The organism is Exiguobacterium sp. s130 (assembly GCF_018619055.1).
Classification (GTDB): Bacteria; Bacillota; Bacilli; order Exiguobacteriales; family Exiguobacteriaceae; genus Exiguobacterium_A.
In genome coordinates, this window is sequence record NZ_JACSNI010000006.1 from 44156 (window position 1) to 67985 (window position 23830).

General features: G+C 48.7%; 20 protein-coding genes and 2 riboswitches. Of the genes, 9 read left to right on the forward strand and 11 right to left on the reverse strand.

Annotated elements, in window-relative coordinates; genetic code table 11:
* Nucleotides 1–38: 38 nt before the first annotated feature.
* Both HZS85_RS16985 and HZS85_RS13880 read left to right on the forward strand, forming a co-directional pair.
* The gene (locus HZS85_RS16985; protein WP_353048876.1) at nucleotides 39–1583 is read left to right on the forward strand and encodes a glycoside hydrolase family 3 protein; all 1545 of its coding nucleotides are present in this window, start codon (nucleotides 39–41) and stop codon (nucleotides 1581–1583) included.
* Nucleotides 1584–1614: 31 nt separating this feature from the next.
* Nucleotides 1615–2136 carry an SF0329 family protein gene (locus tag HZS85_RS13880; RefSeq protein WP_214856552.1) on the forward strand — a complete coding sequence of 174 codons (522 nt, stop codon included), beginning with the start codon at nucleotides 1615–1617 and terminating at the stop codon, nucleotides 2134–2136.
* A gap of 45 nt (nucleotides 2137–2181) precedes the next feature.
* Here the strand turns inward: HZS85_RS13880 and HZS85_RS13885 are convergent, their stop codons facing one another.
* Nucleotides 2182–3177 (reverse strand): tRNA dihydrouridine synthase, encoded by a 996-nt coding sequence (locus tag HZS85_RS13885; RefSeq protein ID WP_029343007.1) that lies wholly within the window; start codon nucleotides 3175–3177, stop codon nucleotides 2182–2184.
* 107 nt (nucleotides 3178–3284) lie between these two features.
* Nucleotides 3285–4892: an FMN-binding glutamate synthase family protein gene (locus HZS85_RS13890; RefSeq protein WP_214856553.1), complete on the reverse strand. Its 1608-nt coding sequence runs from the start codon at nucleotides 4890–4892 to the stop codon at nucleotides 3285–3287.
* Between the two features lie 152 nt (nucleotides 4893–5044).
* Here HZS85_RS13890 and HZS85_RS13895 point away from each other — a divergent pair, with 152 nt between their 5' ends.
* Both HZS85_RS13895 and HZS85_RS13900 read left to right on the forward strand, forming a co-directional pair.
* Nucleotides 5045–5539 carry an LURP-one-related/scramblase family protein gene (locus tag HZS85_RS13895; protein WP_214856554.1) on the forward strand — a complete coding sequence of 165 codons (495 nt, stop codon included), beginning with the start codon at nucleotides 5045–5047 and terminating at the stop codon, nucleotides 5537–5539.
* A gap of 18 nt (nucleotides 5540–5557) precedes the next feature.
* Nucleotides 5558–6079: an NUDIX hydrolase gene (locus HZS85_RS13900; RefSeq protein WP_214856555.1), complete on the forward strand. Its 522-nt coding sequence runs from the start codon at nucleotides 5558–5560 to the stop codon at nucleotides 6077–6079.
* A 213-nt stretch (nucleotides 6080–6292) separates the two neighbouring features.
* Here HZS85_RS13900 and HZS85_RS13905 read toward each other — a convergent pair whose 3' ends face one another.
* Complete coding sequence (locus HZS85_RS13905; protein ID WP_214856556.1) at nucleotides 6293–6832, reverse strand: histidine phosphatase family protein; 540 nt, start codon at nucleotides 6830–6832, stop codon at nucleotides 6293–6295.
* A 209-nt stretch (nucleotides 6833–7041) separates the two neighbouring features.
* A riboswitch (glycine riboswitch) is annotated at nucleotides 7042–7119 on the forward strand.
* Between the two features lie 160 nt (nucleotides 7120–7279).
* Between HZS85_RS13905 and HZS85_RS13910 the strand changes: the two genes are divergently transcribed.
* The gene (locus HZS85_RS13910; protein WP_214856558.1) at nucleotides 7280–8647 is read left to right on the forward strand and encodes an amino acid permease; all 1368 of its coding nucleotides are present in this window, start codon (nucleotides 7280–7282) and stop codon (nucleotides 8645–8647) included.
* 40 nt (nucleotides 8648–8687) lie between these two features.
* On the opposite strand, the gene HZS85_RS13915 is transcribed toward HZS85_RS13910, so the two are convergent.
* Complete coding sequence (locus HZS85_RS13915) at nucleotides 8688–10217, reverse strand: cryptochrome/photolyase family protein (RefSeq protein ID WP_214856559.1); 1530 nt, start codon at nucleotides 10215–10217, stop codon at nucleotides 8688–8690.
* Nucleotides 10218–10462: 245 nt separating this feature from the next.
* Between HZS85_RS13915 and HZS85_RS13920 the strand changes: the two genes are divergently transcribed.
* A complete protein-coding gene (locus tag HZS85_RS13920) occupies nucleotides 10463–11956 on the forward strand; it encodes a malate:quinone oxidoreductase (RefSeq protein WP_035411778.1) in 1494 nt (497 codons plus the stop codon).
* Nucleotides 11957–11999: 43 nt separating this feature from the next.
* Here the strand turns inward: HZS85_RS13920 and HZS85_RS13925 are convergent, their stop codons facing one another.
* Nucleotides 12000–12542, reverse strand: a complete 543-nt coding sequence (locus HZS85_RS13925; protein ID WP_214856560.1) for an ECF transporter S component — start codon at nucleotides 12540–12542, stop codon at nucleotides 12000–12002.
* 250 nt (nucleotides 12543–12792) lie between these two features.
* Between HZS85_RS13925 and HZS85_RS13930 the strand changes: the two genes are divergently transcribed.
* Nucleotides 12793–13362, forward strand: coding sequence for a hypothetical protein (locus HZS85_RS13930; RefSeq protein WP_214856561.1), 570 nt, complete (start codon nucleotides 12793–12795; stop codon nucleotides 13360–13362).
* A 43-nt stretch (nucleotides 13363–13405) separates the two neighbouring features.
* Here HZS85_RS13930 and ahpF read toward each other — a convergent pair whose 3' ends face one another.
* The 6 genes from ahpF to HZS85_RS13960 form a co-directional block, all read right to left on the reverse strand.
* Nucleotides 13406–14935 (reverse strand): alkyl hydroperoxide reductase subunit F, encoded by a 1530-nt coding sequence (gene ahpF, locus HZS85_RS13935; RefSeq protein ID WP_149428068.1) that lies wholly within the window; start codon nucleotides 14933–14935, stop codon nucleotides 13406–13408.
* A 14-nt stretch (nucleotides 14936–14949) separates the two neighbouring features.
* Nucleotides 14950–15513, reverse strand: coding sequence for an alkyl hydroperoxide reductase subunit C (gene ahpC / locus HZS85_RS13940; RefSeq protein WP_012371860.1), 564 nt, complete (start codon nucleotides 15511–15513; stop codon nucleotides 14950–14952).
* A gap of 221 nt (nucleotides 15514–15734) precedes the next feature.
* Nucleotides 15735–17135, reverse strand: coding sequence for a decarboxylating NADP(+)-dependent phosphogluconate dehydrogenase (gene gnd / locus HZS85_RS13945; RefSeq protein WP_214856562.1), 1401 nt, complete (start codon nucleotides 17133–17135; stop codon nucleotides 15735–15737).
* A gap of 20 nt (nucleotides 17136–17155) precedes the next feature.
* The gene (locus HZS85_RS13950) at nucleotides 17156–18502 is read right to left on the reverse strand and encodes a GntP family permease (RefSeq protein WP_214856563.1); all 1347 of its coding nucleotides are present in this window, start codon (nucleotides 18500–18502) and stop codon (nucleotides 17156–17158) included.
* 24 nt (nucleotides 18503–18526) lie between these two features.
* Nucleotides 18527–20068, reverse strand: a complete 1542-nt coding sequence (gntK, locus tag HZS85_RS13955) for a gluconokinase (RefSeq protein ID WP_214856564.1) — start codon at nucleotides 20066–20068, stop codon at nucleotides 18527–18529.
* Complete coding sequence (locus tag HZS85_RS13960) at nucleotides 20061–20777, reverse strand: GntR family transcriptional regulator (protein ID WP_214856566.1); 717 nt, start codon at nucleotides 20775–20777, stop codon at nucleotides 20061–20063. Before HZS85_RS13960 ends, gntK begins: the two co-directional genes overlap by 8 nt.
* Before the next feature lie 182 nt (nucleotides 20778–20959).
* Here HZS85_RS13960 and HZS85_RS13965 point away from each other — a divergent pair, with 182 nt between their 5' ends.
* Together HZS85_RS13965 and HZS85_RS13970 are read left to right on the forward strand one after the other, a co-directional pair.
* Nucleotides 20960–21874: a ketopantoate reductase family protein gene (locus HZS85_RS13965; RefSeq protein ID WP_214856567.1), complete on the forward strand. Its 915-nt coding sequence runs from the start codon at nucleotides 20960–20962 to the stop codon at nucleotides 21872–21874.
* 204 nt (nucleotides 21875–22078) lie between these two features.
* Nucleotides 22079–23545: a polysaccharide pyruvyl transferase family protein gene (locus tag HZS85_RS13970; RefSeq protein WP_214856568.1), complete on the forward strand. Its 1467-nt coding sequence runs from the start codon at nucleotides 22079–22081 to the stop codon at nucleotides 23543–23545.
* A 108-nt stretch (nucleotides 23546–23653) separates the two neighbouring features.
* A riboswitch (SAM riboswitch) is annotated at nucleotides 23654–23755 on the forward strand.
* Nucleotides 23756–23830 lie beyond the last annotated feature (75 nt).

Consider the following 23830-nt stretch of genomic DNA (forward strand, 5'->3'; position numbering starts at 1 on the left):
TCGAGACGCTTGACGTCACCGACGTCTTAACGGAAAACATGGCACCGGTGACGGCGTTTGAACGCATCAAACCACAAGCGACCGAAACGGGATATACGGTGACGTATGAAGCGACACCACTACGGACGATCAATCCGGAACAACGTCGTCAACAGGATCGTCCTGTTGAACGGACGCAGACGGAAGATGCCGGTTGGAAGTTACGCGACGTTAAAGAAGGACGGGTCACGCTCGAGACGTTCCTCGATCAATTGACGGATGCGGATCTCGCAGCGATCGTCCGAGGGGAAGGGATGAACTCACCGCGCGTCACACCGGGAACGGCGGGCGCCTTCGGTGGCGTGACGACAGAACTCGAAGCACTCGGCATTCCAGCAGGCTGCTGCGCGGATGGTCCGTCCGGAATCCGGATGGACATCGGGACGAAAGCCTTCTCGTTACCAAATGGAACGTTGCTGGCTTCGACGTTCAACACGACGTTGATTGCGGATCTATTTGAGATGACAGGTCTTGAGTTGCGGAAGAATGAGATTGATACGTTGCTTGGACCCGGGATGAACCTCCATCGTCATCCACTCAACGGACGGAACTTCGAGTATTTCTCGGAAGATTCGTACCTGACTAGAAAAATGGCAGTGGCACAGCTCGACGGGATGCACCGGGTGGGTGTGACGGGAACGTTGAAGCACTTTAGTGCCAACAACCAAGAATTCCACCGACACGATCTGGATTCGATTGTGTCAGAACGGGCGTTGCGTGAGTTGTACCTGAAAGGGTTCGAGATGGCCGTCAAGGACGGGAAAGCCTACTCGATCATGACGACGTATGGTGCCGTCAATGGCATCTGGACTGCTGGCTTGTACGATCAGAACACGCGGATCCTACGTGATGAGTGGGGCTTTGACGGAATCGTCATGACCGACTGGTGGGCGAAAATCAACGCCGAAGGAACGGAAGCAAACCGTCAGCAAACAGCGACGATGGTCCGTTCACAAAACGATCTCTACATGGTCGTCGGGGAACCGGGAACGAACCCGTTCGAGGATGATACGTTGACGGCTTTAGCCGACGGAACACTTCGACGTTCCGAGTTACTGCGCAGTGCCGCGATCATCTGTCAGTTCCTACTGCGGTCACCGGTCATGGATCGTGTGATGGGAACCGCGACATCGATTGAGGTCCTCGGGGCACCGGTCGAAGAAGAGACACTTGAAGAGCAAGCGGTCTCGCACCAACGGCTCGTCAGTGGGGATGCGTTCCCGTTAACGGACGTCGTGACGACGACGGGCAGCAGTCATGTCTTCGCTGTCACAGCAGAAGAGACAGGGATGTATCAGGTCACGTTGACGGCACGTTCGAACGCCGGCGAACTGGCGCAAATGCCGGTGACGTTGTTTGCGAACAACATGCCGGTCGCGACCTTCACCTTCAACGGGACGAACGGCGAGTGGGTCAGTCAGACGAAGGATGTCTTCGTCTTCAACCCGCACAACTATTTAAAACTCTACTTTGCACTCGGAGGTCTTGAGTTAAAAGAGTTGACGTTTACGCTTGCGGAATCGTTTCATATGAAGAACGGCTAATCACATTAGCCGGACGGAAAGGACGGATCGTTTGCAGTTTTCCATCATCAAAAAACGGGTCGAGCAACTGCTCGCCCCGTCGTTACAAGGGCGAATCGCTTTTCACGCCGCCGTCTACCGGATTCAAGATAACCCTAGTCGCGTCTGGGTGGCGTTTGACGGAGAAGAGATTCTCGGAGCAGACGACTTTCACTTCGAACGGGAAGTCGATCGGCGTTACGCGTTACAAGCTGCACAATTACCGGATAAACCAGAAGTGTCATTCCGAGAATTATGGCAGTCCGACTGGTTGAAGCAGTCGCATGCGTTATCGGCTGAGATCGAACGACAGGTCAAACAAGACGGATATCTAGCGAACTACGAGATGCAACAAGATTTGTTACAGTACCCGAATCTTGCGTTTGAACAAGCGCTCGTTCATCCACATCCTTTCATCCGTGGTATCGCACGGCTCGACCGACGACTCGGGAAACGACGTTTCTTGTTACTGACACATGCTTCAGACTTTGAACAATGGTGTGCACGTACACGCCAAACAGTTGAGCGCTGGTGACACGAAAAAGCACGCTTCCTCAAGACGAGGAGGCGTGCTTTGCTGTTAGATTGAAAACGAGTTGACCTCGTGAATGCCTTCTTCTTCAACGAAAGCGTCGAGTAAGGCACGGACTTCGTCCGTTGAGTTCGTCTCCATCAATTTGACCCGCAGTTCACTCGCACCGCGGAATCCGCGGACGTAAATCTTGAAGAACCGACGTAATGGCTTGAAGAGACGGGGCTCGAATTGAGCCGAGTAGTGATCGTGTAGATCGAGCTGTAGACGTAACAAATCGAGTAATTCTTGGCTCGAATGTTCTTTTTTCTCGACTTCGAACGCAAACGGATTGTGGAAGATCCCGCGACCGATCATGACGCCATCGACACCATATTTCTCGACGAGTTCAAGACCGTGTTGGCGATCATTGATATCTCCATTGATCGTCAGTAACGTCTGTGGTGCGATCTCATCGCGTAACTTCTTGATTTCCGGAATCAATTCGAAGTGCGCTGGAACGGCGCTCATCTCTTTACGTGTCCGGAGGTGAATCGAGAGGTTCGCGATATCTTGCTCGAGGATGTGGCGCAACCAATCGTGCCACTCTTCGACCTTCGTGTAGCCTAGACGCGTTTTGACGCTGACTGGGAGACCGCCTGCTTTTGCCGCTTGGATTAATTCAGCCGCCACTTCCGGACGATTGATCAAGCCGGAGCCTTTTCCGTTAACGGCAACGTTATGGACGGGACAGCCCATGTTGATGTCGATCCCGCTAAAGCCCATCTCTGCCATACCGATGCTCATTTCGCGGAAATATTCCGGTTTGTCGCCCCAAATGTGAGCGACCATGGGTTGTTCATCCTCCGTGAACTCGAGACGTCCGCGGACGCTCTGTTTGCCTTTCGGATGACAATAGCTTTCTGTATTCGTAAATTCCGTGAAGAAGACGTCCGGACGCGCCGCTTTTGCGACGACGTGACGGAAGACGACGTCAGTGACGTCTTCCATCGGTGCTAAGACGAAAAATGGTCGTGGTAAGTCCTGCCAAAAGTTCTTTTTCATAGTATATTAAACCCTTTCCTTAAGGTAATGCACATGTGTGGTTAAAGAATTTCATCAACTATACACTTTAAGCGCTCTCGTTAAAAAGTGCAAGTGAGTGCTATTCGTTACCGTGAAGAAAGAGATTGGTGTACCATATGCTGCTTCATCCAGTCTGGACCCGGAATCAGGTGTCCGGCTTCGTCCTTATAGGTGACGTGTTCTGGGCGAAGTTCCGTCGGTGAGACGAGTCCTGCTGCTGCCGTCAGATTGTAGAGACCTTCTCGTAACGAGATGATGTAGTTCGTCACGCGGAAGCTTTTTTCGTCGACGATCAGCGCCTTCTGCAGTTTCGGATCAGTCGTCGCGACGCCGACCGGACAGTGATTCGTATGACAAACTTGGGCTTGGATACAGCCGACGTTAAACATCAAACCACGCGCGATATTGACGAAGTCGGTGCCGAGGGCGAGAGCGATCGCAATCTTATCAGCACTGATCAGCTTACCGGATGCGAACACTTTGACCTTGTCGCGTAAACCAGCTTCCGTCAAAAGTTGATGGACGAACGGTAAAGCGGAAAAGAGTGGTAGGCCGGCAGCATCCGCAAGTTCTTGGAACGTCGCGCCGGTCCCTCCTTCGCCACCGTCGACCGTCATGAAGTCCGGATGACGACCTGATTCTTTCATATAAGCAATCAACTGACACATGTCTTCAAGATTACCGACGACAACTTTAATCCCAACCGGTTTTCCGCCGATCTCACGGAGACGTTCGACCCAGTCGAGCATCGTCTCTGGTGTCGTGAATTCGTTAAACCGGTTCGGACTATCGATGCCGACACCGACTTTGACCTTCCGGACAGCAGCAATTTCTTCTGTGACCTTTGATCCTTCGAGGTGACCACCGCGTGTCTTAGCTCCTTGGGCAAGTTTGAGTTCAAAGGCTTTGACTTGCGGTAACTCACTTTTTTTCTGAAACTCGTCGAACGAAAAGTCACCGTCTTCCGTCCGGACGCCGAACAGACCGGGACCAATCTGACAGATGATGTCGACATCACCTTTGAGATGAAAGTCGGACAGCCCGCCTTCACCGGTATTCATCCAGCTTCCTTTAGCGCGACCGAGTCCGATCGATAGAGCGGTGATGGCCCGGTCACCAAGTGCTCCGAAGCTCATCGCCGATTGACCGATCAGTCCTTGGATTTGATAAGGATGCCGACACGTCGTCGCCCCGATCACTGGTGCATCCTCCACTTTCAAGAGATAGGGTGAGATTTGCTTTTCAACGAGATGTTCTTTACGTGTAAATAGTTCATCACGGTCGATTTGATAAATGTGCGTATCGACACGTTCTGTCTGATCGATGCGTAGTTCATTTCGATTCGTTGGAAAGAGGGCATTTTGTACATAAAAACCAGCTTCTTCAAAGTCACGTTCCGATCCGAAACCGAGAATCCGACTTTGGTATTTGCCAGAAAGGACGGCTGTCTTGTATTCGTTGCGGGAGAAGGGTTTGCCTTCGTTATTGTTGAGAAATAAGTATTGGCGGAGTTCCGGTCCCATGTTTTCGAGGATGTAACGCATCTTTCCAAGGACGGGGAAGTTGCGCAGGACCGCGTGTTCTTGCTGGCGACGATCGGCGCGCCAGACGTGCCAAAAGAGGAGGGGCGGCACAAGGATGATCAACAGGGCGATGGCGAGTAGAATGAAGAGCACAATCGTATCGATAGACATCAAAATTCCTTCTTTCCCGTAGATTCGTGTTATGTAAGTTGATACCACTGAAGCTTCTGTTACAAACTGCACCAACTGGCTATTTCCAGATTTTGAATCTTTTCTGTCAGTAATGTCGTAAATAAGACTATACATTTAAGGAGGAGACCGGTATGCATACACTTTATATGAAACAAAAAGCCTTCAGTTTGCGTGGACGATTTGCGATTCAGGACGAAGAAGGACACGATGCGTATCACATTGAGGGTAGTTTTATGAAATTACCGAAGACCTTCACCGTAACGAATCAAAACGGAGAAGTCGTCGCTGAAATCGAGAAAAAAACGTTCAGTTTCCGTCCGGTCTTTTATGTCGAAGCAGCGGGACAATCGTTTGAAATCATCAAAGAGTTCACGTTCTTCAAGGACCGTTATACAATCAACTCGGATCAGTTCGAAGTCACAGGCGACTGGTGGGATGTCGATTTTGAAGTCCTGCAACAGGGACAACGGATTGGTCGCGTGCAGAAAAAGTGGATTTCTTGGACCGATCAGTACATGATCGAAGTCGAAGATGAAGCGATGGAAGAATTGTTGATCGCCCTCGTCGTCGCGATTGATTGCGTCAAAGCGGAGGAAAGCTCGAATAACTCGTCTTTCATCAATTAAAAAGGGGAATGATGCAAGATGGAACAGTGGGATGTATACACAGCAGATCGTAAGAAAACAGGACGGCTCTGGACACGGGGAACGCCACATACAGCCGGCGATTATCACATGACGATTCATGTCTGTGTCTTTAACGCCAAAGGAGAGATGCTCGTCCAACAACGACAACCGTTCAAATCTGGTTGGCCGAACATGTGGGATGTGACGGTCGGAGGTAGTGCCGTCAGTGGGGATACGAGTCAGATGGCAGCGCAACGGGAACTGTCGGAAGAGCTTGGACTTGATATTGATTTCACGGGTGTCCGCCCCCATCTGACGATTCCATTTGAAATCGGTTTTGATGATTATTATCTCGTCGAACGGGAAGTGGATCTGACGACTTTGACGTTACAGGAAGAAGAAGTTCAGCGTGTCGCTTGGATGACAGAAGAAGCCATTGTCAACGGGATCGAAGAAGGATGGTTCATCGGTTATCATGAATCATTGATTCGACTGTTATTTGTCCTTCGCCATAGCTATGGTGCTCATAATGAAGTATAAAGACAGCCCTTCCGGTGATCCGGAAGGGCTTGTTGATTGATTAAGCAGATTTTCGAAGTTCCGCTTCATACATGAATCAAAAACCACTTAATTTTGTTATCAATTCGTTTAATATAAAGCCGTTTCGAAGGGAAGTAAAATAGGTAGTTCTTATGCTTTTTATAAATAAAAAAATAGATTCTATCGGTTCATATGCCTAAGATAAATAGAATTTCAAAAGGCTACTAAGTGTTCTATAATTGTTTGTTTTTGAATACGTGTCACCTTAAAAATATCCGGATTTTTGAGCTGTAAGCTTTCTTCGAATCCAAATGTTGGATCGATCGAATGCAAATATAAAGACAACAAATTCCCGTGTGTCATGAGAATGGATCCATCATGCTGTTGCAACGTTTCATCGACGACACGCGTGATGCGCTCAGTTGCTATTCGGCTAGATTCACCACCAGGACACGTATAGTTTGGATCGATGAACGTTTGTCGGAGGTGATCCTGCCAATCGTCAAGTGGAACAGCACTTAACTGTCGTTCTTTCAAAGCATCCTCCTGTGTAATGGGAAGTTTCAGGGCAGTCGCAAGTGGTTGAATCGAGTCGAGCGCTCGGCGATACGGACTCGAAATAAGATGTATGATCGGAAGCTCAAATAACTGCGTACACAGTCGTTGCGCCTGTTCTTCTCCGCGAGGTGTTAACGGGGCATCGGGTGCTTGACCAGTCGTTTCACAGTGGCGAATCAAGTAAATCGTCGACATGAATGTTTCATCCTTTCATGATCAAGTGGTGCTATATGATTTCTGGAAAATATGGTAAAGTCCTTTTCATAGATTGAAAAATGATTTTGAAAAAGGCGTTGACAAATGCTGTTAAGATTACTAGAATTAGAAACAATTCATCGATGCAGCGACGCATCGGATAATCAAATAAAGAGAAAGCTATGATTGTCATGGGTCACACTATGGCAGGAGCAGCTTCTGGAGAGACCGTGTCGACACGGCGCCGAAGGGTTCACAATCTCAGGCAAACGGACAGAAGAGTAATCACATGCAGCGACGGGCATTCATGGAATGTCGTAGTGGCGTGTATGGGTTATTCCTTTGATTTTGTTGAGATTGGACATTCGTCCAGTCTCTTTTTTTCTTTTTCAGGACCGACAGAACGGTCTGAAGTGTAGAGAAACCATCACAAGGAGGAGTTCAGGTTTGGAACAGCAAGGATTAAAGCGGGATTTATCGAATCGTCATGTACAGTTGATTGCCATTGGTGGAACGATCGGAACAGGGTTGTTTTTAGGATCAGGAAAAGCGATCCAACTCGCCGGACCATCGATCATTTTTGCCTACTTACTCGTCGGGATCGCAATTTTCTTCGTCATGCGCGCACTTGGGGAATTGTTATTGTCAAAAGCAGGTTATCAGTCACTCACGGATATCGCAGAAGCTTATCTCGGACCACGTGCCGCATTCGTGACCGGTTGGACGTACTGGTTCTGTTGGATCATGACAGCGATGGCGGACATTATCGCTGTCGGTCTGTACGTCAAGTATTGGTTTGATATCCCGCAATGGATTCCAGCCGTTCTTGCACTCTTGATTTTACTTGGTTTTAACTTATTGACTGTTAAATTGTTCGGTGAACTCGAGTTTTGGTTCGCCTTGATCAAGGTCGTGACGATCCTTGCCTTGATTGGTGTCGGAATCGTCCTGCTCGCAATCGGTTTTAAAACAGACGCCGGCCCCGTAGCCGTGTCGAACCTCTGGTCACATGACGGATGGATGCCAAACGGGATTTCTGGATTCCTGCTCTCGTTCCAAATGGTCGTCTTTGCCTATGTCGGCGTCGAGCTCGTTGGGGTATCCGCAGCGGAGACAGCGGATCCGAAGAAGAACATCCCGTCCGCGATCAATAAGATTCCGCTTCGGATCTTATTCTTCTATGTCGGTGCCTTACTCGTCCTCTTGATGATCAACCCATGGACAGGATTAAGTGCGACAGAAAGTCCGTTCGTCAAGACGTTCAGTCTGATCGGGATACCGCTCGCAGCAGGAATCATCAACTTCGTCGTACTGACATCAGCTGCTTCTGCGTGTAACAGCGGGATGTTCTCGACGAGTCGGATTCTGTATAACCTGGGAAATCAACAGCAAGCATCGAACAAGTTCTCGAAGTTGAATAAAAACCATGTCCCAGCAAACGCCTTGTTCGTTTCGACGATCGTCGTCTCGGTCGGTGCCTTGCTCAGTAAACTGTTACCAGGACAAGCGTTCAGTATCGTCACGACGATCAGTGCGATCTGCTTCATCTGGGTCTGGGGTGTCATCCTCGTCTGTCATCTCCGGTACAAGAAACAAAATCCGGAATTACATGCGGCGTCGACATTCAAAGCACCATTGACACCACTCGTCAATTACCTCGTGCTCGGATTGTTTGCCGTCATTCTCGTCGTCATGCTGTTTGCTGACGATACACGTCCAGCCTTGTTGCTGACACCGGTCTGGTTCCTCGGACTATTCGGACTGTATCATCTCCGGAAAAAGAAACAACAAGCAGCTGAACAAAAAAGTGCGTAAGCCAAAACAAGCCGGTCGGATCTAATCCGACCGGCTTGTTTCATGGTGTATCGAAAGCACCGTCCTGTAGTTGTTTCCGAAGTGCTTTCGCTTTCTTTCGAATATCGCGTTTGCTGTCGGCATCGCGCTTTCCCCATTGCCGATACATCATCGACATCCGCGGATTGTCAGCAAAGCGCTTTTCGTGCCGGTCGATGAAGTCCCAGTACAAGGCGTTGAACGGACAGGCATCTTCGCCAAGCATGTCCTTTTGATGGAACGGACATCCCTTGCAATAATCACTCATCTTATGGATGTAATTTGCCGAAGCGATGTACGGTTTAGTCGATAACGTTCCCCCGTCGGCATGTAGCGCCATCCCGAGGACGTTCGGTAAGACGACCCAGTCATAGGCATCGATGTACATCTCATTGAACCAATCTGCCGTCTGTTGCGGCGAGATCGCAAACAGATTGGCGAAGTTCCCGAGCACCATCAAGCGCTGGATATGGTGATTATGGGCATGCTCGACGACAGGACGTAACGATTCAGCGACACAGTTCATGTTCGTCTTCCCGGTCCAGAAAAAGTCCGGTAGATCCGCTTCATGACGCAGCGTATTGACGGAAGCGTAGTCTGGCATCTCGGCTAGATAGACGGCACGCATGTACTCGCGCCAGCCGAGGATTTGGCGTATGAAACCTTCGACCGCATTGAGCGGAGCATCCTGTTCTTCAAGTGCTGCCTCGACTTGACGAATGACCTCTTCCGGTGTCAGTAAGCCGAGATTGATTACTGCTGATAAGAGCGAATGCGATAACGTATCTTCCCCGGTCAGCATGGCGTCTTGATACGTCCCGAACGTTTCAAGACGCTCTTCGATGAAACGATGGAGAGCCTGCATCGCTTCCTTTCGCGTAACCGGCCAATGAAAGGAATCAAGTGCTCCTGGATGATCGGAAAAATCACGCTCGACCTTATCGATGACATCCCTTGTGATGTGGTCGGGACGAAACTGAACGGGATCCGGAAACGTCGTCCCGGACTTCGCCGGTTTCCGGTTATCGACGTCAAACGACCACTTTCCACCGATCGGTTTAGAGCCGTTCATGAGAACGTTTCGTTCCTTGCGCAGTTTGCGATAAAACCGATCCATCTTGTATGGCTTGTCGCCAATTGCTTCGACCGCTTCTTCCTGTGTCAGTAAAAACAACGGCACGTCGGAACAGACCTCGACCTTGATCTTCTTCGGTAAAGCGTCTTGCCACTTGTGCATCGCCTTGCGCATCGGTTCGTCCGTGATCGCCGTATAAAATACATGATCCGGATCATGATCTTTCCGGTGCGCCTTAAATGCCTGATCAAACGAATCCGCTTCCCGGTAATCGACGGTGAAGCCTTTTTCGCGCAGTTCTTCCGCAAAATGTCGCATCGCTGAGAAGACGAGGACAAGTTTTTGTTTATGGTACGTCTTCCACTTGGAGCGCGAGGTCGCTTCGACCATCAGGATGACGTCGTCTTGTTTGTTTGCTTCCTTCAATAAAGGGAGATCGTGATTCAATTGATTGCCGAATATCCAGCGTGTCGCCATGAGTGTTCCTCCTTTTACTTTCGTTATATGATTACCGTTTTTCGTCAAAGTCATGCCTGATTGTGTGCCGGCTGACGAACATCTTCTTATTTTGAATCATCGCTTTTACACATTTCTGAATGTAAAAGAAGTTCCTTTCTGTGCAAGCTATGATAGGGTTATAATGGAAAGGTAAGTTGTCGTCATGAGGGGGAAGTTTTTCATGACAGGTAGTCCATAATATCAACGGGGATAGGAAGGATATCATGAGCAGTATGCCTAAAAAAACAGACGTTATTTTAATTGGTGCCGGAGTCATGAGCGCGACGTTAGGGGTCTTGTTAAAAGAACTCGCGCCTGAGATGAACATCAAGGTATTCGAGAAACTCGCGAGTGCCGGGGAAGAAAGCTCGAATGAGTGGAACAATGCTGGAACAGGTCACGCCGCATTATGTGAACTGAACTATACGACAGAAAACGCCGATGGTTCGATCGATATCAGTAAAGCAGTCAAAGTAAACGAACAGTTCCAACTGTCACGTCAATTCTGGTCGCATCTCGTCAAGGAAGGTGTCTTGCCGAATCCAAAAGAATTCATCATGCCGATTCCACATATGAGCATGGTCGAAGGAACGGAAAACGTCGAATTCCTGAAAAAACGATTGGAAGCGCTATCAGCGAATCCGTTGTTCGCAGGGATGGAATATTCAGAGGATCCAGCGAAATTAGCCGAGTGGATTCCACTCATCATGAACGGTCGGACGTCACCAGAGCCGATCGCCGCGACAAAAATCGATTCAGGAACGGACGTCAACTTCGGTGCGTTGACACGAATCCTGTTTGAATATCTCGCACAGCACGATGTAGAGATCAACTATCAGCACGGCGTCGAGGATTTGAAGCGTGTTGACGGGGGTTGGGAAGTCAAAGTGAAGAATGAGCGCGATCACCGGATCGAGCATCATACGGCGCAGTTCGTCTTCATCGGAGGTGGCGGCGGTAGTCTACCGTTGCTCCAAAAAACAGGCATCGAGGAATCGAAGCAAATCGGTGGTTTCCCGGTCAGTGGTTTATTCCTAGTTTGTAAAAATCCTGAGATCATCGAACAGCATCATGCGAAAGTCTACGGAAAAGCGAAAGTCGGAGCACCGCCGATGTCAGTACCGCACTTGGATACACGATACATCGATGGGAAGAAATCACTCCTCTTCGGGCCGTTTGCTGGCTTCTCACCGAAGTTCCTTAAGACAGGATCAAATCTTGATTTGATCGCGTCCGTTAAACCGAACAACGTCTTGACGATGCTTGCTGCGGGAGCGAAAGAGATGGGATTGACGAAGTATCTGATCGAACAAGTCCTCTTGTCGACGGAGCAACGGATGAACGAATTACGGGAGTTCATCCCGAATGCGAAGACGGAAGACTGGGATGTCGTCGTCGCTGGTCAACGTGTCCAAGTCATCAAGGATACACCGCAAGGAAAAGGGACACTCCAGTTCGGAACAGAGGTTGTCAGCGCAGCCGACGGATCTGTTGCTGCTTTACTCGGGGCGTCTCCAGGTGCCTCAACAGCGGTTCCGGTCATGCTAGAAGTACTCGGCAAATGTTTCCCGTCCGAGTTACCGGCGTGGGAAGCAAAAATCAAGGAGATGATTCCGTCATACGGGATCTCACTCGTTGAACATCCAGAACTGTTCGAACAGATTCATGCTGAAACAGCAAAAACGCTTGAACTCGAACAAGGTCAACCGATTCGCTAAACGAAAAACCGTCCGACTCTACGAGAGCCGGACGGTTTTTCGTTTAGCGGAAGCTACGGAAGAAACGTGTTTTCTTTAGAGCAATCCCGACTGGAATCGCAACGAGGATTCCGATGACGTTTTGTGTGATGTTTCCTGGAATTGAAGCGACTGGTGCGACCCAGTTGCTGAATGCAATTCCTTCGTGCACGAAGTAAACGAGTAGCATGACAGGAATGGAAGCGATCATCCCGATCAAGTTGAACGTGACATTCGTTCCGTTACGACCACCTGACCACGCGATGTAACCGACGATCAATCCTTGAAGTCCACGTGCGATGATCGTACCAGGTGCCCAAATCGCATAGCCCGTTAGAAGATCGAATAACCCCATTCCAACAGCACCGGCAATCAATGCTGTCCGTGGACCGAATAAAATCGCGATGAGAAAGAGCATCGCTGTTCCCATGTGAATGAGACCACCGTTTAGTGCGATTGGTAATTGAATCTTGATCAACATCGTCGCAACAAGGACAAGTGCGATCGACATCGCAGTGATGACGAGTTGACGGGTACGAGTGCTAGAATACGGTGCTGCTTTTTGCATGTGGCTAACCTTCTTTATGATAGATTTTAAGATATCTTCAATCTATCAGATGACTGGACTAGTCAAAAGTGTCAACTTTGAATTATTTATAGGGGTCAGATTTGAATACAAATCCTCATCTGTTTTTAATTCCAGAAGAATACGATCTATTGATACAGTTCAGAATGAAAAAATCTATAAAACAGTCGCTCTTTTCGAATCTATTCGTCATTTTTTTCATACAATGAATAGAGAAGGGAAGGGGAAGTCAATGAAATATCAGATCGCAACAGCCATTGTCATACTTGCTTCATTGTTACCAGTCAAAACGGAGGCAAAGGATCAGACGACACAACATCAGCGTTATTACGTAGCATACGAGAAAATCGTACAGAAAATAAATCGGACGAATGAAAATGCGGACATTACGTTGCTTGCAGCAGATCAATTCGCAGACGAGGACTGGGTTTCACCGAAACGTTTTCAGGAACGGGTAGTCAAACGGTTAAAGCCGTTACGTGTTCAAACGAGTCTAGAGTGGGATAGTGAACGAACGCTTGAACGTACAGAACGTGGAAACGAAGTCCGGATCATCGGAAATTTCGAGACAGAACTCTTGGAACAGAGTAAACGACAACGATTATCCGATGTCTTTTCGATGACATCTCTTGCCGTCGATGATGGAAAGTGGACGCAAACCGGATTCTCTGGTACTCCAATCGATGCTTTGCAAACGATGGTCGTAACGGTCAGCGGTACATACGCGAAGCAAGGCATCTTAACAAGACATCACATCACGAAAGAATATCATTGTTCATGGTACGGTGAAATCTACTATTGAAATAGAAAAAGAGCGAAACTCGTCTGAGTTCCGCTCTTTTCGTTTAATTCCGGATCAAGTGATCGAAAGCACCGAGTGCAGCTGTTGCACCAGATCCCATCGAGATGATGATCTGTTTATACGCGCTATCCGTGCAGTCGCCTGCAGCGAAAACGCCTGGTACGTTCGTTGCGCCGTGGCGATCGACTTGGACTTCACCGAACTTGTTACGGCTCACCGTTTCACCGAGCCAGTCCGTGTTTGGTACGAGACCGATTTGGACGAAGACACCTTCGAGCTCAACGTGACGTTCGACGTTCGTTTCGCGCTCGATATACGTGATCCCGTTTACTTTATCCGTTCCTGTGATTTCCTTCGTCTGTGCGTTGACGACGACCGTGACGTTCGGAAGAGAAGCGAGGCGTTCTTGAAGAACAGCATCCGCTTTTAGTTCCGGTGCGAATTCAAGGACCGTGACATGCTTGACGATTCCCGCGAGATCGATGGCTGCTTCGATCCCTGAGTTTCCGCCACCGATGACCGCGACACGTTTTCCTTCGAACAATGGACCGTCACAGTGTGGGCAGTACGCGACGCCTTTGTTCTTGAATTCGAGTTCGCCTGGGACACCAACGTTCCGCCAGCGTGCACCTGTTGAAAGGATCAAACTCTTCGTTTTCAAGACGGCACCGTTCTCGAGCTCAAGCTCAAGGAGGTCCTTCTTCTCAAGGCGCGTTGCTCGTTGCAGGTTCATGACGTCGATGCCATATTCCTTAACGTGCTCCTCAAGACTTGCGACGAGTTTTGGTCCTTCCGTGTACTTCATGCTGATGAAGTTCTCAATGCTCATCGTATCCATGACTTGTCCACCGAAGCGTTCTGCGACGATTCCTGTCCGGATGCCTTTACGGGCTGCATAGATGGCAGCACTCGATCCAGCTGGACCACCACCGACAACGAGAACATCGTATGGATCTTTATCAGCGAAATCAGAAGCATCGGCACCTGTGCCAAGCTTCGCTAAGATTTCTTCAAGTGACATCCGTCCGTTACCGAATGCTTCGCCGTTGACGAAGACCGTTGGAACAGCCATGATCTCTTTTTGTTCGACTTCTTCCTTAAATGCCGCACCATCAATCATCGTGTGACTGATGTTCGGGTTGAGGACACTCATGACGTTCAACGCTTGTACGACATCCGGGCAGTTGTGGCAGCTCAAGCTGATGTACGACTCGAAGTGGTACGTTTCTTGAATGCCTTGAATCTGCTTGATGACATCTGCGTCGACCTTCGGTGCTCGACCGCTGACTTGGAGCAGTGCGAGGACGAGGGACGTGAACTCATGACCGAGTGGAATTCCCGCGAACGTGATGCCGCTTGTCTCACCGACACGGTTGACTGTGAAACTTGGTGTCCGGGGAAGGCTTGCCTGCTCGACGGAGATACGTGGTGTCATGCTTGCGATCTCTTCGACGAGTGCGCTCATCTCAAGCGAGACGGCGTCTGTCCCAGCACTAACGGCTAGGACGAGATCGCCTTCGAGAAGCTCGAGGTATTGCGCGAGTTGTGCTTTAATGTCTGGTGCTAAAGCCATCGCGAATCCGCTCCTTAAATTTTTCCGACGAGGTCAAGGCTTGGTGTGAGTGTTGCAGAGCCTTCTTCCCATTTCGCTGGGCAGACTTCGCCTGGATTATTACGTACATATTGTGCTGCTTTGATTTTGTTGACGAGCGTGCTCGCATCACGACCGATGCCGCCTGCGTTGATCTCAACTGTTTGGATGACGCCGTCTGGGTCGATGATGAACGTACCGCGGTCAGCAAGACCATCTTGTTCGTTCAAGACTTCGAAGTTACGTGAGATGACGTGTGATGGGTCGCCGATCATGACGTACTCGATTTTACCGATTGTTTCTGACGTTTCGTGCCATGCTTTATGTGTGAAATGCGTATCTGTTGAAACAGAGTAAACTTCAACGTCAAGCGCTTTGAGTGTTGCGTATTGGTTTTGGAGATCTTCGAGTTCTGTCGGGCAAACGAATGTAAAGTCTGCAGGGTAGAAACATACGACACTCCATTTACCGCGAAGGTTGGCATCCGTTAGGTCAACGAATTCTCCGTTGTGGAATGCTGATGCACTGAATGGTTTTACTTCACTTCCGATTAAAGACATGATAAAAATCCTCCTCAAGGGTTCTATTTTTAGAATCTGTTCTAGTGCATACAGATAATCTGTATTTATCACACTAGAATAATTCTAATCTAATACTAATTTCATATAGACCAACACTTTTGTCAAGGTATAATCGGCAATTTCTTATTTCAGGAAAAATTGTGTGAACAAAAAATGAAATCCCGACTCCTAAATGAAACAGGAGTCGGGAGCTGTATTCTTTATTGCCAGTCCGTGTGGAAGATCCCTTCGCGGTCTGTCCGGGCATACGTATGCGCACCGAAATAATCGCGTTGGGCTTGCAACATGTTGGCATTCGAGTTTGCTGTCCGGTAGCTATCATAATACGTCAACGACGTCGATAGACATGGGAGCGCAAAACCAGATAACGCACCCTCGGCAACGACGTGGCGTAACGATTCTTGATACGCCTGTACTTTCTCAGCGAAGAATGGGGCGAGCATTAAGTTCGAGAGGTTCGCGTCGTTTTTGAACGCTTCACTGATGACATTCAAGAAGTCGGCCCGGATGATACATCCACCACGGAAAATCAAGGCGATTTCTTCAAGGCGTAAGTTCCAGTCGTATAGTTCAGACGATGTCCGGTACTGGGTAAAGCCTTGCGCGTATGCGGCGACTTTCCCCATATAAAGCGCTTGACGAATCCGTTCGATCCACGCGTCCCGCTCAAGCGATGACAAGTCTTCTGGTCCCTTCAGAACAGCAGACGCTGCGACGCGTTCTTCTTTAACAGCTGAAAGGTAACGCGCGAACAGAGCTTCTGTAATGATTGAAGAGGCGATTCCATTATCAATTGCTTGTAAGCTTGTCCATTTTCCGGTTCCTTTTTGACCGGCTTGATCGAGAATGACATCGATCAACGGTTTCCCTGTCTCGTCATCCGTTTTCCGGAGAATGTCCGCTGTGATCTCAATCAGGTAACTTTTCAGTTCGCCTGCGTTCCACTCGACGAAGATGTCCGCGACTTCCGTCACGTCGAGTCCTAGACGGAAACGAAGGAAGCTGTAAGCTTCAGCGATCAATTGCATGTCAGCGTACTCGATCCCGTTATGGACCATCTTGACGAAGTGACCAGCGCCCTTCGGACCGATATAGACACAACATGGATCGCCTTCGACATGAGCGGCGATCTTCGTCAAGATCGGTGCGACATGTTCGTAGGCTTCTTTCGATCCACCCGGCATGATCGCAGGACCGGTTCGTGCACCGACTTCACCACCCGATACACCGACGCCGATGTATTCGATGCCGTGTCGTTGGAGTTCGTCGAAGCGACGTTCCGTATCAAGGAAGTGGGAATTCCCACCATCCATGATGATGTCGCCTGTTTCGAGATGTGGAAGTAACGATTCGATGACTGAATCAATCGCGCTGCCGGCCGTGACCATCATGAAGATTTTACGCGGACGGGCGAGTGACTGTACGAATGCTTCGATATCGTAGTACGGATGAAGTGGTAATCCCTCATCGTGTGCGACGAGATCATCCGTTAAATCACGTGTGTAGTTATAGATGGCGACTTCTTCTTGATGACTCGCCATATTCAGTGCTAAGTTGCGTCCCATGACGCCAAGCCCGATGACTCCGATAGAATGTTGCATAAGTAGAACGACTCCTTTTCTTAGACGACGAGGCTGAGGAGAAGAACGAACCCAAGTCCACAAACGGAAATGATCGTCTCAAGCACAGTCCATGTCGCAAACGTTTCTTTTAATGATAAACCGAAATATTCTTTAAACATCCAGAAGCCCGCATCATTGACGTGTGAAGCGATTAGACTACCCGCACCAGTCGCAAGGACGACGAGCGCTAAGTTGACGTCAGATTGCTCCAGTAACGGAATGACGAGACCTGCTGTCGAAAGGGCAGCGACTGTCGCAGAACCAAGTGAGATTCGCAGAATCGCAGCGATCAACCAAGCGAGCAGAATCGGAGATAACGCCGATCCTTCAAATAATTGTGCGACGAATGTACCGACGCCGCCGTCAATCAAGACTTGTTTGAAGGCACCGCCACCACCGATGATCAATAGCATCATCCCGATTTGGGCGATGGCCGTCGTACAAGATTCCATGACCGTTTGCATCGGAATCTTACGGGCGATCCCCATCGTGTAGACCGCGACGAGTAACGAAATCAACATCGCCGTCGAGGCGTTCCCGATGAACTCGATCGCCGAGATAACGCTATTCTCACTCAAGCCGAGTGTTTCTTGTAAAAGCGTGAAGATCGTTGCGACCGACATCAAGAGGACCGGTAGCATCGCAGTGAAGACACTAATACCGAAACCTGGCGTCTCGTCTAAATCAAATTCTTTTTGTTCCCCGAGTGACGCGATGTTTCCTGTGCGTGTAAACGATTCAGGTACGAGGCGTTTCGCGATCTTCGTAAAAACAGGACCAGCGATGATGACTGTCGGAACAGCAACGATGAAACCATACAATAAGACTTCCCCGATATTGGCTTTATACTCCCCAGCGATGACGGTCGGACCCGGGTGAGGTGGTAAGAAGCCGTGCGTGACGGATAGGGCAGCGACCATCGGGATCCCGAGATATAGAATCGAGACACGAAGTTGACGTGAAATCGCAAAGACGATTGGAATCAACAAAACGAGTCCGACTTCGAAGAAGAGGGCGATCCCGATGATGAACGAAGCGACGACGACTGCCCACTGGATGTTCTTTTCCCCGAATCGGGCGACAAGCGTCATCGCGATTCGCTGCGCCCCCCCGGCGTCAGCAATCAGCTTTCCAAGCATCGCACCGAGACCAAAGATCAGTGCCAAGTGACCAAGCGTTCCTCCGATACCGGCTTCGATCGTCTTGACGATTTGATCGAGCGGCATGCCGAGTAGTAGTGCAACGCCAAAGGAAACGATGATGAGTGAGACGAACGTATTTAATTTCAACCCCATGATGAGAACGAGCAACGCGACGATCCCAATTCCTACGATGACTAAAGGCATGATGACTTCCCCCAAAAGATTAAGTTAGTTTTCTTCTTGAATCAAGCTCCGTTGATACGTAGCGATTCGTTTGTGATCTTCAGACAATGTCCGCGCTAGACTAATGAAAATTGGTAAGAGCTGACGATATTCATGCATCGCTTCTTCATTTGGTACATGGCGATGCGTTTCCCCGATCATCTCAGAGACGACTTCGAACGAATCGACTTCCCCTGTCGCATACAGTCCGAGAATACAAGCACCAAGACATGAACTTTCAAAACTTTCCGGAATGACGACTTCTGATTCAAAGATGTCCGCCATCATTTGGCGCCAGACTTCGGACCGGGCAAACCCACCGGTTGCCTGAATCCGCGTCACAGGACCATCCATGCATTCGACGAGTGCGAGGAAGACGGTATACAGATTGTAGATGACGCCTTCTAGTGCCGCCCGGATCATATGCTCTTTTTTGTGTGAGAGCGTCAAACCGAAGAATGAACCGCTGACGTCCGGATTCCATAGCGGTGCTCGTTCACCGGACAAGTAAGGATGGAACAACAGACCGTCGGACCCCGGGCGGACGCGTTCGGCAATCTTCGTCAGGACAGCATACGGATCGATGCCGAGGCGTTTTGCTGTCTCGACTTCTGCTGAAGCGAGTTCGTCTCGAATCCACCGTAAGACCATTCCACCGTTATTGACGGGGCCGCCGATGACCCAGTGGTCCTCGGTCAGTGCGTAACAGAACGTTCGTCCTTTTTCATCCGTCTGTGGACGATCAATGATCGTTCGGATGGCACCGCTCGTTCCGATCGTGATCGCGATTTCCCCTTTGCGAATCGCGTTGACACCTAAATTGGAGAGGACACCGTCACTGGCGCCGACTAAGAACGGCGTATCGACGGATAGTCCCATTTGTCGTGCGTAATCAGTATTGAGTCCGGTACATGACGTCGTTGTCGGTACGGGTTCCGATAAATAGCTTGCATCGATACCCGCGACATGCAGTGCGCCCGTATCCCAACCTAATTCATGAATATTAAAGAGACCAGTTGCTGAAGCGAGAGAGTGGTCGATGACATATGTTCCGAACAGTCTTTGGAACACGAACTCCTTGATCCCGACATACTTTTTCGTTTGAGCGTGGAGCTCCGGACGATCTTCGACGAGCCAACTGATTTTGCTAAGCGGTGACATCGGATGAATCGGTGTCCCGGTCCGGTGATAGATCGAGAGACCATATTGTTCCTTAATCTTGTTCGACCATGCTTCACTCCGACTGTCCGCCCATGTGATGCAGGCAGTCAACGGTTGATGTTGTGCGTCCATCGCAATCAAACTGTGCATGGCACTACTGAACGCGACGAACTTCGGTGGCATGCTCGGATGACGTTTCGTGATCAATCGGATGGATTCGAGTACGGCATCAAAAATTTCTTCCGGATCCTGTTCCGCCGTCGAACGGTTTGGTGTGTGGAGTGGGTAACCGACGTTCGTTTGTCCGATGACCTCTCCTTTTGTCGTAAATAAGACTGCTTTCGTACTCGTCGTTCCGATATCGACGCCTAACATGTATTCAGTCATGTGAATCGACTCCTTTCGACATCATTTGTTGCGTTTTCCAGAGATCTTCGACTTCCTGAACATCATCAAAGTTCTGATGTAAGGAAGCAACCATCCGTTCACGATCTCCTGTCTCGATCGCTTCGATATACAAAGCATGGTTCGCGAGGATGCGTTCAAAGTCTTCGATGTCTTCCTCGAATCGTACCCGCATCGATAGGAGGATGAAACTTTCCATGACTGGTTTGAGATTTTGCCAAATCATGCTGACATATCCATGATCAATCGAGCGGATGATTGTTTCATGAAACAGTACATCCTGGAAGGAGAATTCATCGGCATCCTTGTATTTGATGGCAACCTTCATCATTTCGAGAATCTTACTGAGTTCCCGGACGAGTTCTGCCCGTTCGACCTTAACAAGTCGCTCGAAGACGAACGTTTCGATAAGTAGCCGGACATCATAGATTTCTTGAATGTCGCGCTCGGATAAACCGACGACGACCGCCCCCATTCGTTCGAGACGAATCAACTGTTCGGCTGCAAGCACCTTTAACGCGTCACGGACAGGTGAGCGACTGACTGAAAAATCAGAGGCTATTTTGTTTTCGGATAAAATGGTACCGCTTTCATTTTTTCCTGAAATGATCCGCATTCGTAGTTCGTGCGCGACACGATCTCCGGCAGAAGCTTTTGACAACCACTTCAAGGGGTATAACAGTTCTGACATAAAATCACCTAATTTCTAGAGTGAGTATACTTGTATACAAGTTAGTATATACGTTTTTTTCTAAAATGCAAACGCTTCACTTAAATCTTAACGATTCAACTGGCAATCAGGAAATCGATTCCAAATATGTTAGGGTGAAGGAGTAATCAATAATCAGAACGGGTAAGGAGGAGATAGTACATATGAATATTTTAGTTGTAGGTGCAGGAGCAGTCGGAGGTTATTTCGGGGGCCGTCTTGCGGAGCAAGGTGAACAGGTGACCTTTCTCGTCCGTCCGAAGCGATATGAACAATTACAAAAAACAGGTCTACAGATCACTAGTCCTCATGGCGATATCACGATCACGCCTCAGTTAGTGACACGAGACATGCGACCGGATCGTGCATTTGATGTCATCTTGCTTTCGACGAAAGCCTATCACTTAGATGATGTCTTAAAGGATCTTACGCCATTCGTTTCGAACGAGACGTATATCATTCCTTTATTGAATGGCATGCAACATATTCGTCGGTTAACAGAAGTCTTTGGAGAAGAGCGTGTACTGGGCGGTCTTTGCTTCATTGAATCGACGCTTGATGCAGAAGGACGCATTTTACAGACGAGTCCGTCACATCGACTGTTGTTTGGCTCACGAACCGGCAAACCAACAGCTCGTTTGCAGGAGATCGCAACACGTTTTGCGAAAGCGAAGGCACCGATGGCGTACTCGATGCATATCATGGATGACATGTGGCAAAAGTATCTTTTTATTTCGACATTTGCGGGTGTGACGACACTATTTCGTTCAGCGATCGGTTCGATTCGGGAAGAAGCTGTCGGGCGTCAGATGATTGTAGACGTCATGAACGAAGCGAAACAGGCGATGGAAGAACAGGGCGCGGTCTTCAATGACGATACAGAAACGGTGCTATTGAAGCAGATGGATGCGATGGAAGATACGATGAAATCGTCGATGTTGCGCGATATGGAAAAAGGTCAGCCAGTCGAAGTGGAACATTTTTTCAGCGCCTTGTTAAAACCCACTTCGACAGAACGGTTCAGAGCTTTAAAATTAGTCGAAGCAAACTTACGCATGTATCTTGGAACGATTAAATAGTTGCATTTTTCTATTTTAGAAAAATAATGGAGTGGTACAAATGTTTCGTTTTGATGACGAAAGACCTGTTTCCCCTAAGAATCGTTGACTTCCGAAATAAAGTTCATCTATTGTTAATGAGATTGAAAAAAAGTGATAATATATTTTTCCGCATTTTTTCTTGCAAGGACGAATGAAGCAGACGAGAGGGGAAGTTTATCCATTATGAAACGTATTATTATTCGTGCAGGTATGACACCATTCGAACAGTTCGATGCTCCTTATTTGATGAAACATAATTCCATTGGAGGAAACGTTGGAAATCTCATTTATCAATACAGTATCTTTCGGACGTTGATGACAGAAGGAACGACGATTACACCGGACTATTACTATTACGATGAAGAACGGGCGGACGAAATCAATGCCAACTTCGATCTCTACGTCATTCCGTTAGCGGACGCATTCCGAAAAGAATTCGTACCGACGTTGCGGAAGTACACCCGCCTTATCAAGAAATTAAAAATTCCAGTCGTCGTCATCGGTGTAGGCTTACGTGCACCGTTTGAACCAGATCTAGACGGTGGATTCCCATTCGATGAAGATGTCAAAGCATTCGTCAGCGCTGTACTTGAGCGCTCAAGCATGCTTGGTCTTCGTGGGGAAATCACGTCGAAATACTTGACGCGTCTTGGTTTTCGCGAAGGCATTGATCATCGTGTCATCGGATGTCCTTCGATGTACGCGTTTGGTCGCGACTTACATATTCGTGAAACGAACATTACGCCCGAGTCGATGATTACGGTCAACTCGTCACGTTTAGCACCACAAAATGTTCTTGATTTCATTACGCGCGGAATGGAAGAGTATCCGAATCATTACTTCATTCCCCAATGGATGAAGGAACTGAAATTGACGTATACAGGAACGCATCCGATCGCAGATTTGTCCGTGACGAACTATCCGGTGAAGATGTCGGATCCTGCTTACATGAACGATCGTGTTCGTTTCTTCTTGAACGCACAAACATGGTTCGATTTCATCGGGCAGGCAGACCTCAGTTTTGGTGCGCGCTTGCATGGAAATATCACAGCAACGCTTGCGGGTACGCCGAGTATCCTCATTCCAAAGGATGCACGAATGCGCGAACTAACGGATTATCATCAGTTGACGCATATTTGGGCGAACGACATCAAAGCGGATACACAATTATCCGACGTCGTAGCCAATGCTGATTTCCAAAGTCCGGCACGTGTTCAAGCACGTAACTTCGACAACTTCGTTGATTTCTTGAACGTGAATGATCTTGAACACATTTACCAAGAGACGAATTATCCTGAGAATGTGCCGTTTGACCGTCAAATGGCGCAAGCGGAACTACTTCCACCGGTTCAACCGATTTCTGGCGTGAGTCTCGAAGAAGCAGTCGCCCGTTTCGAACGGTTCTTCCCGGAACAAGAGAAGAAGATCGCGGATGCGCAAAAACAGGCAAAAGCGCAATTGGCCGAAAAAGATAAGAAAATCAAAGCATTGCAGAAACAGACAACGACGACTCAAAAAGATCAAGAAATTGCGGCGCTCAAAGCACAACTTGCTGCTCAAACGAAGAAAATGAAGCATCAGCAAGGAACATTGAACCGGAAAGCGGTTCGGGCAGCCTTAAAAACAGCGGATCTATTCGCAAAAAAATAAAGTGTTCTAACATTCCGGGTCATTACGATACGGAATGTTTTTTGGTAGGAGTATTCTGAATTGTATTGACAATTCAGAAAAGACTTGATAGGGTTAGGAACAATTACATACTTATCCAGAGAGGTGGAGGGACTGGCCCTATGAAACCTCAGCAACAGGTCGAAAGATACTGTGCTAATTCCTGCGGGTGTTGCACCCGATCGATAAGATTTCCGAATTGTCGACCGACGCATCCGTGAGGATGCGTTTTTTGTTTGAAATAGGGGGAACGAGGAGGAAATGGAT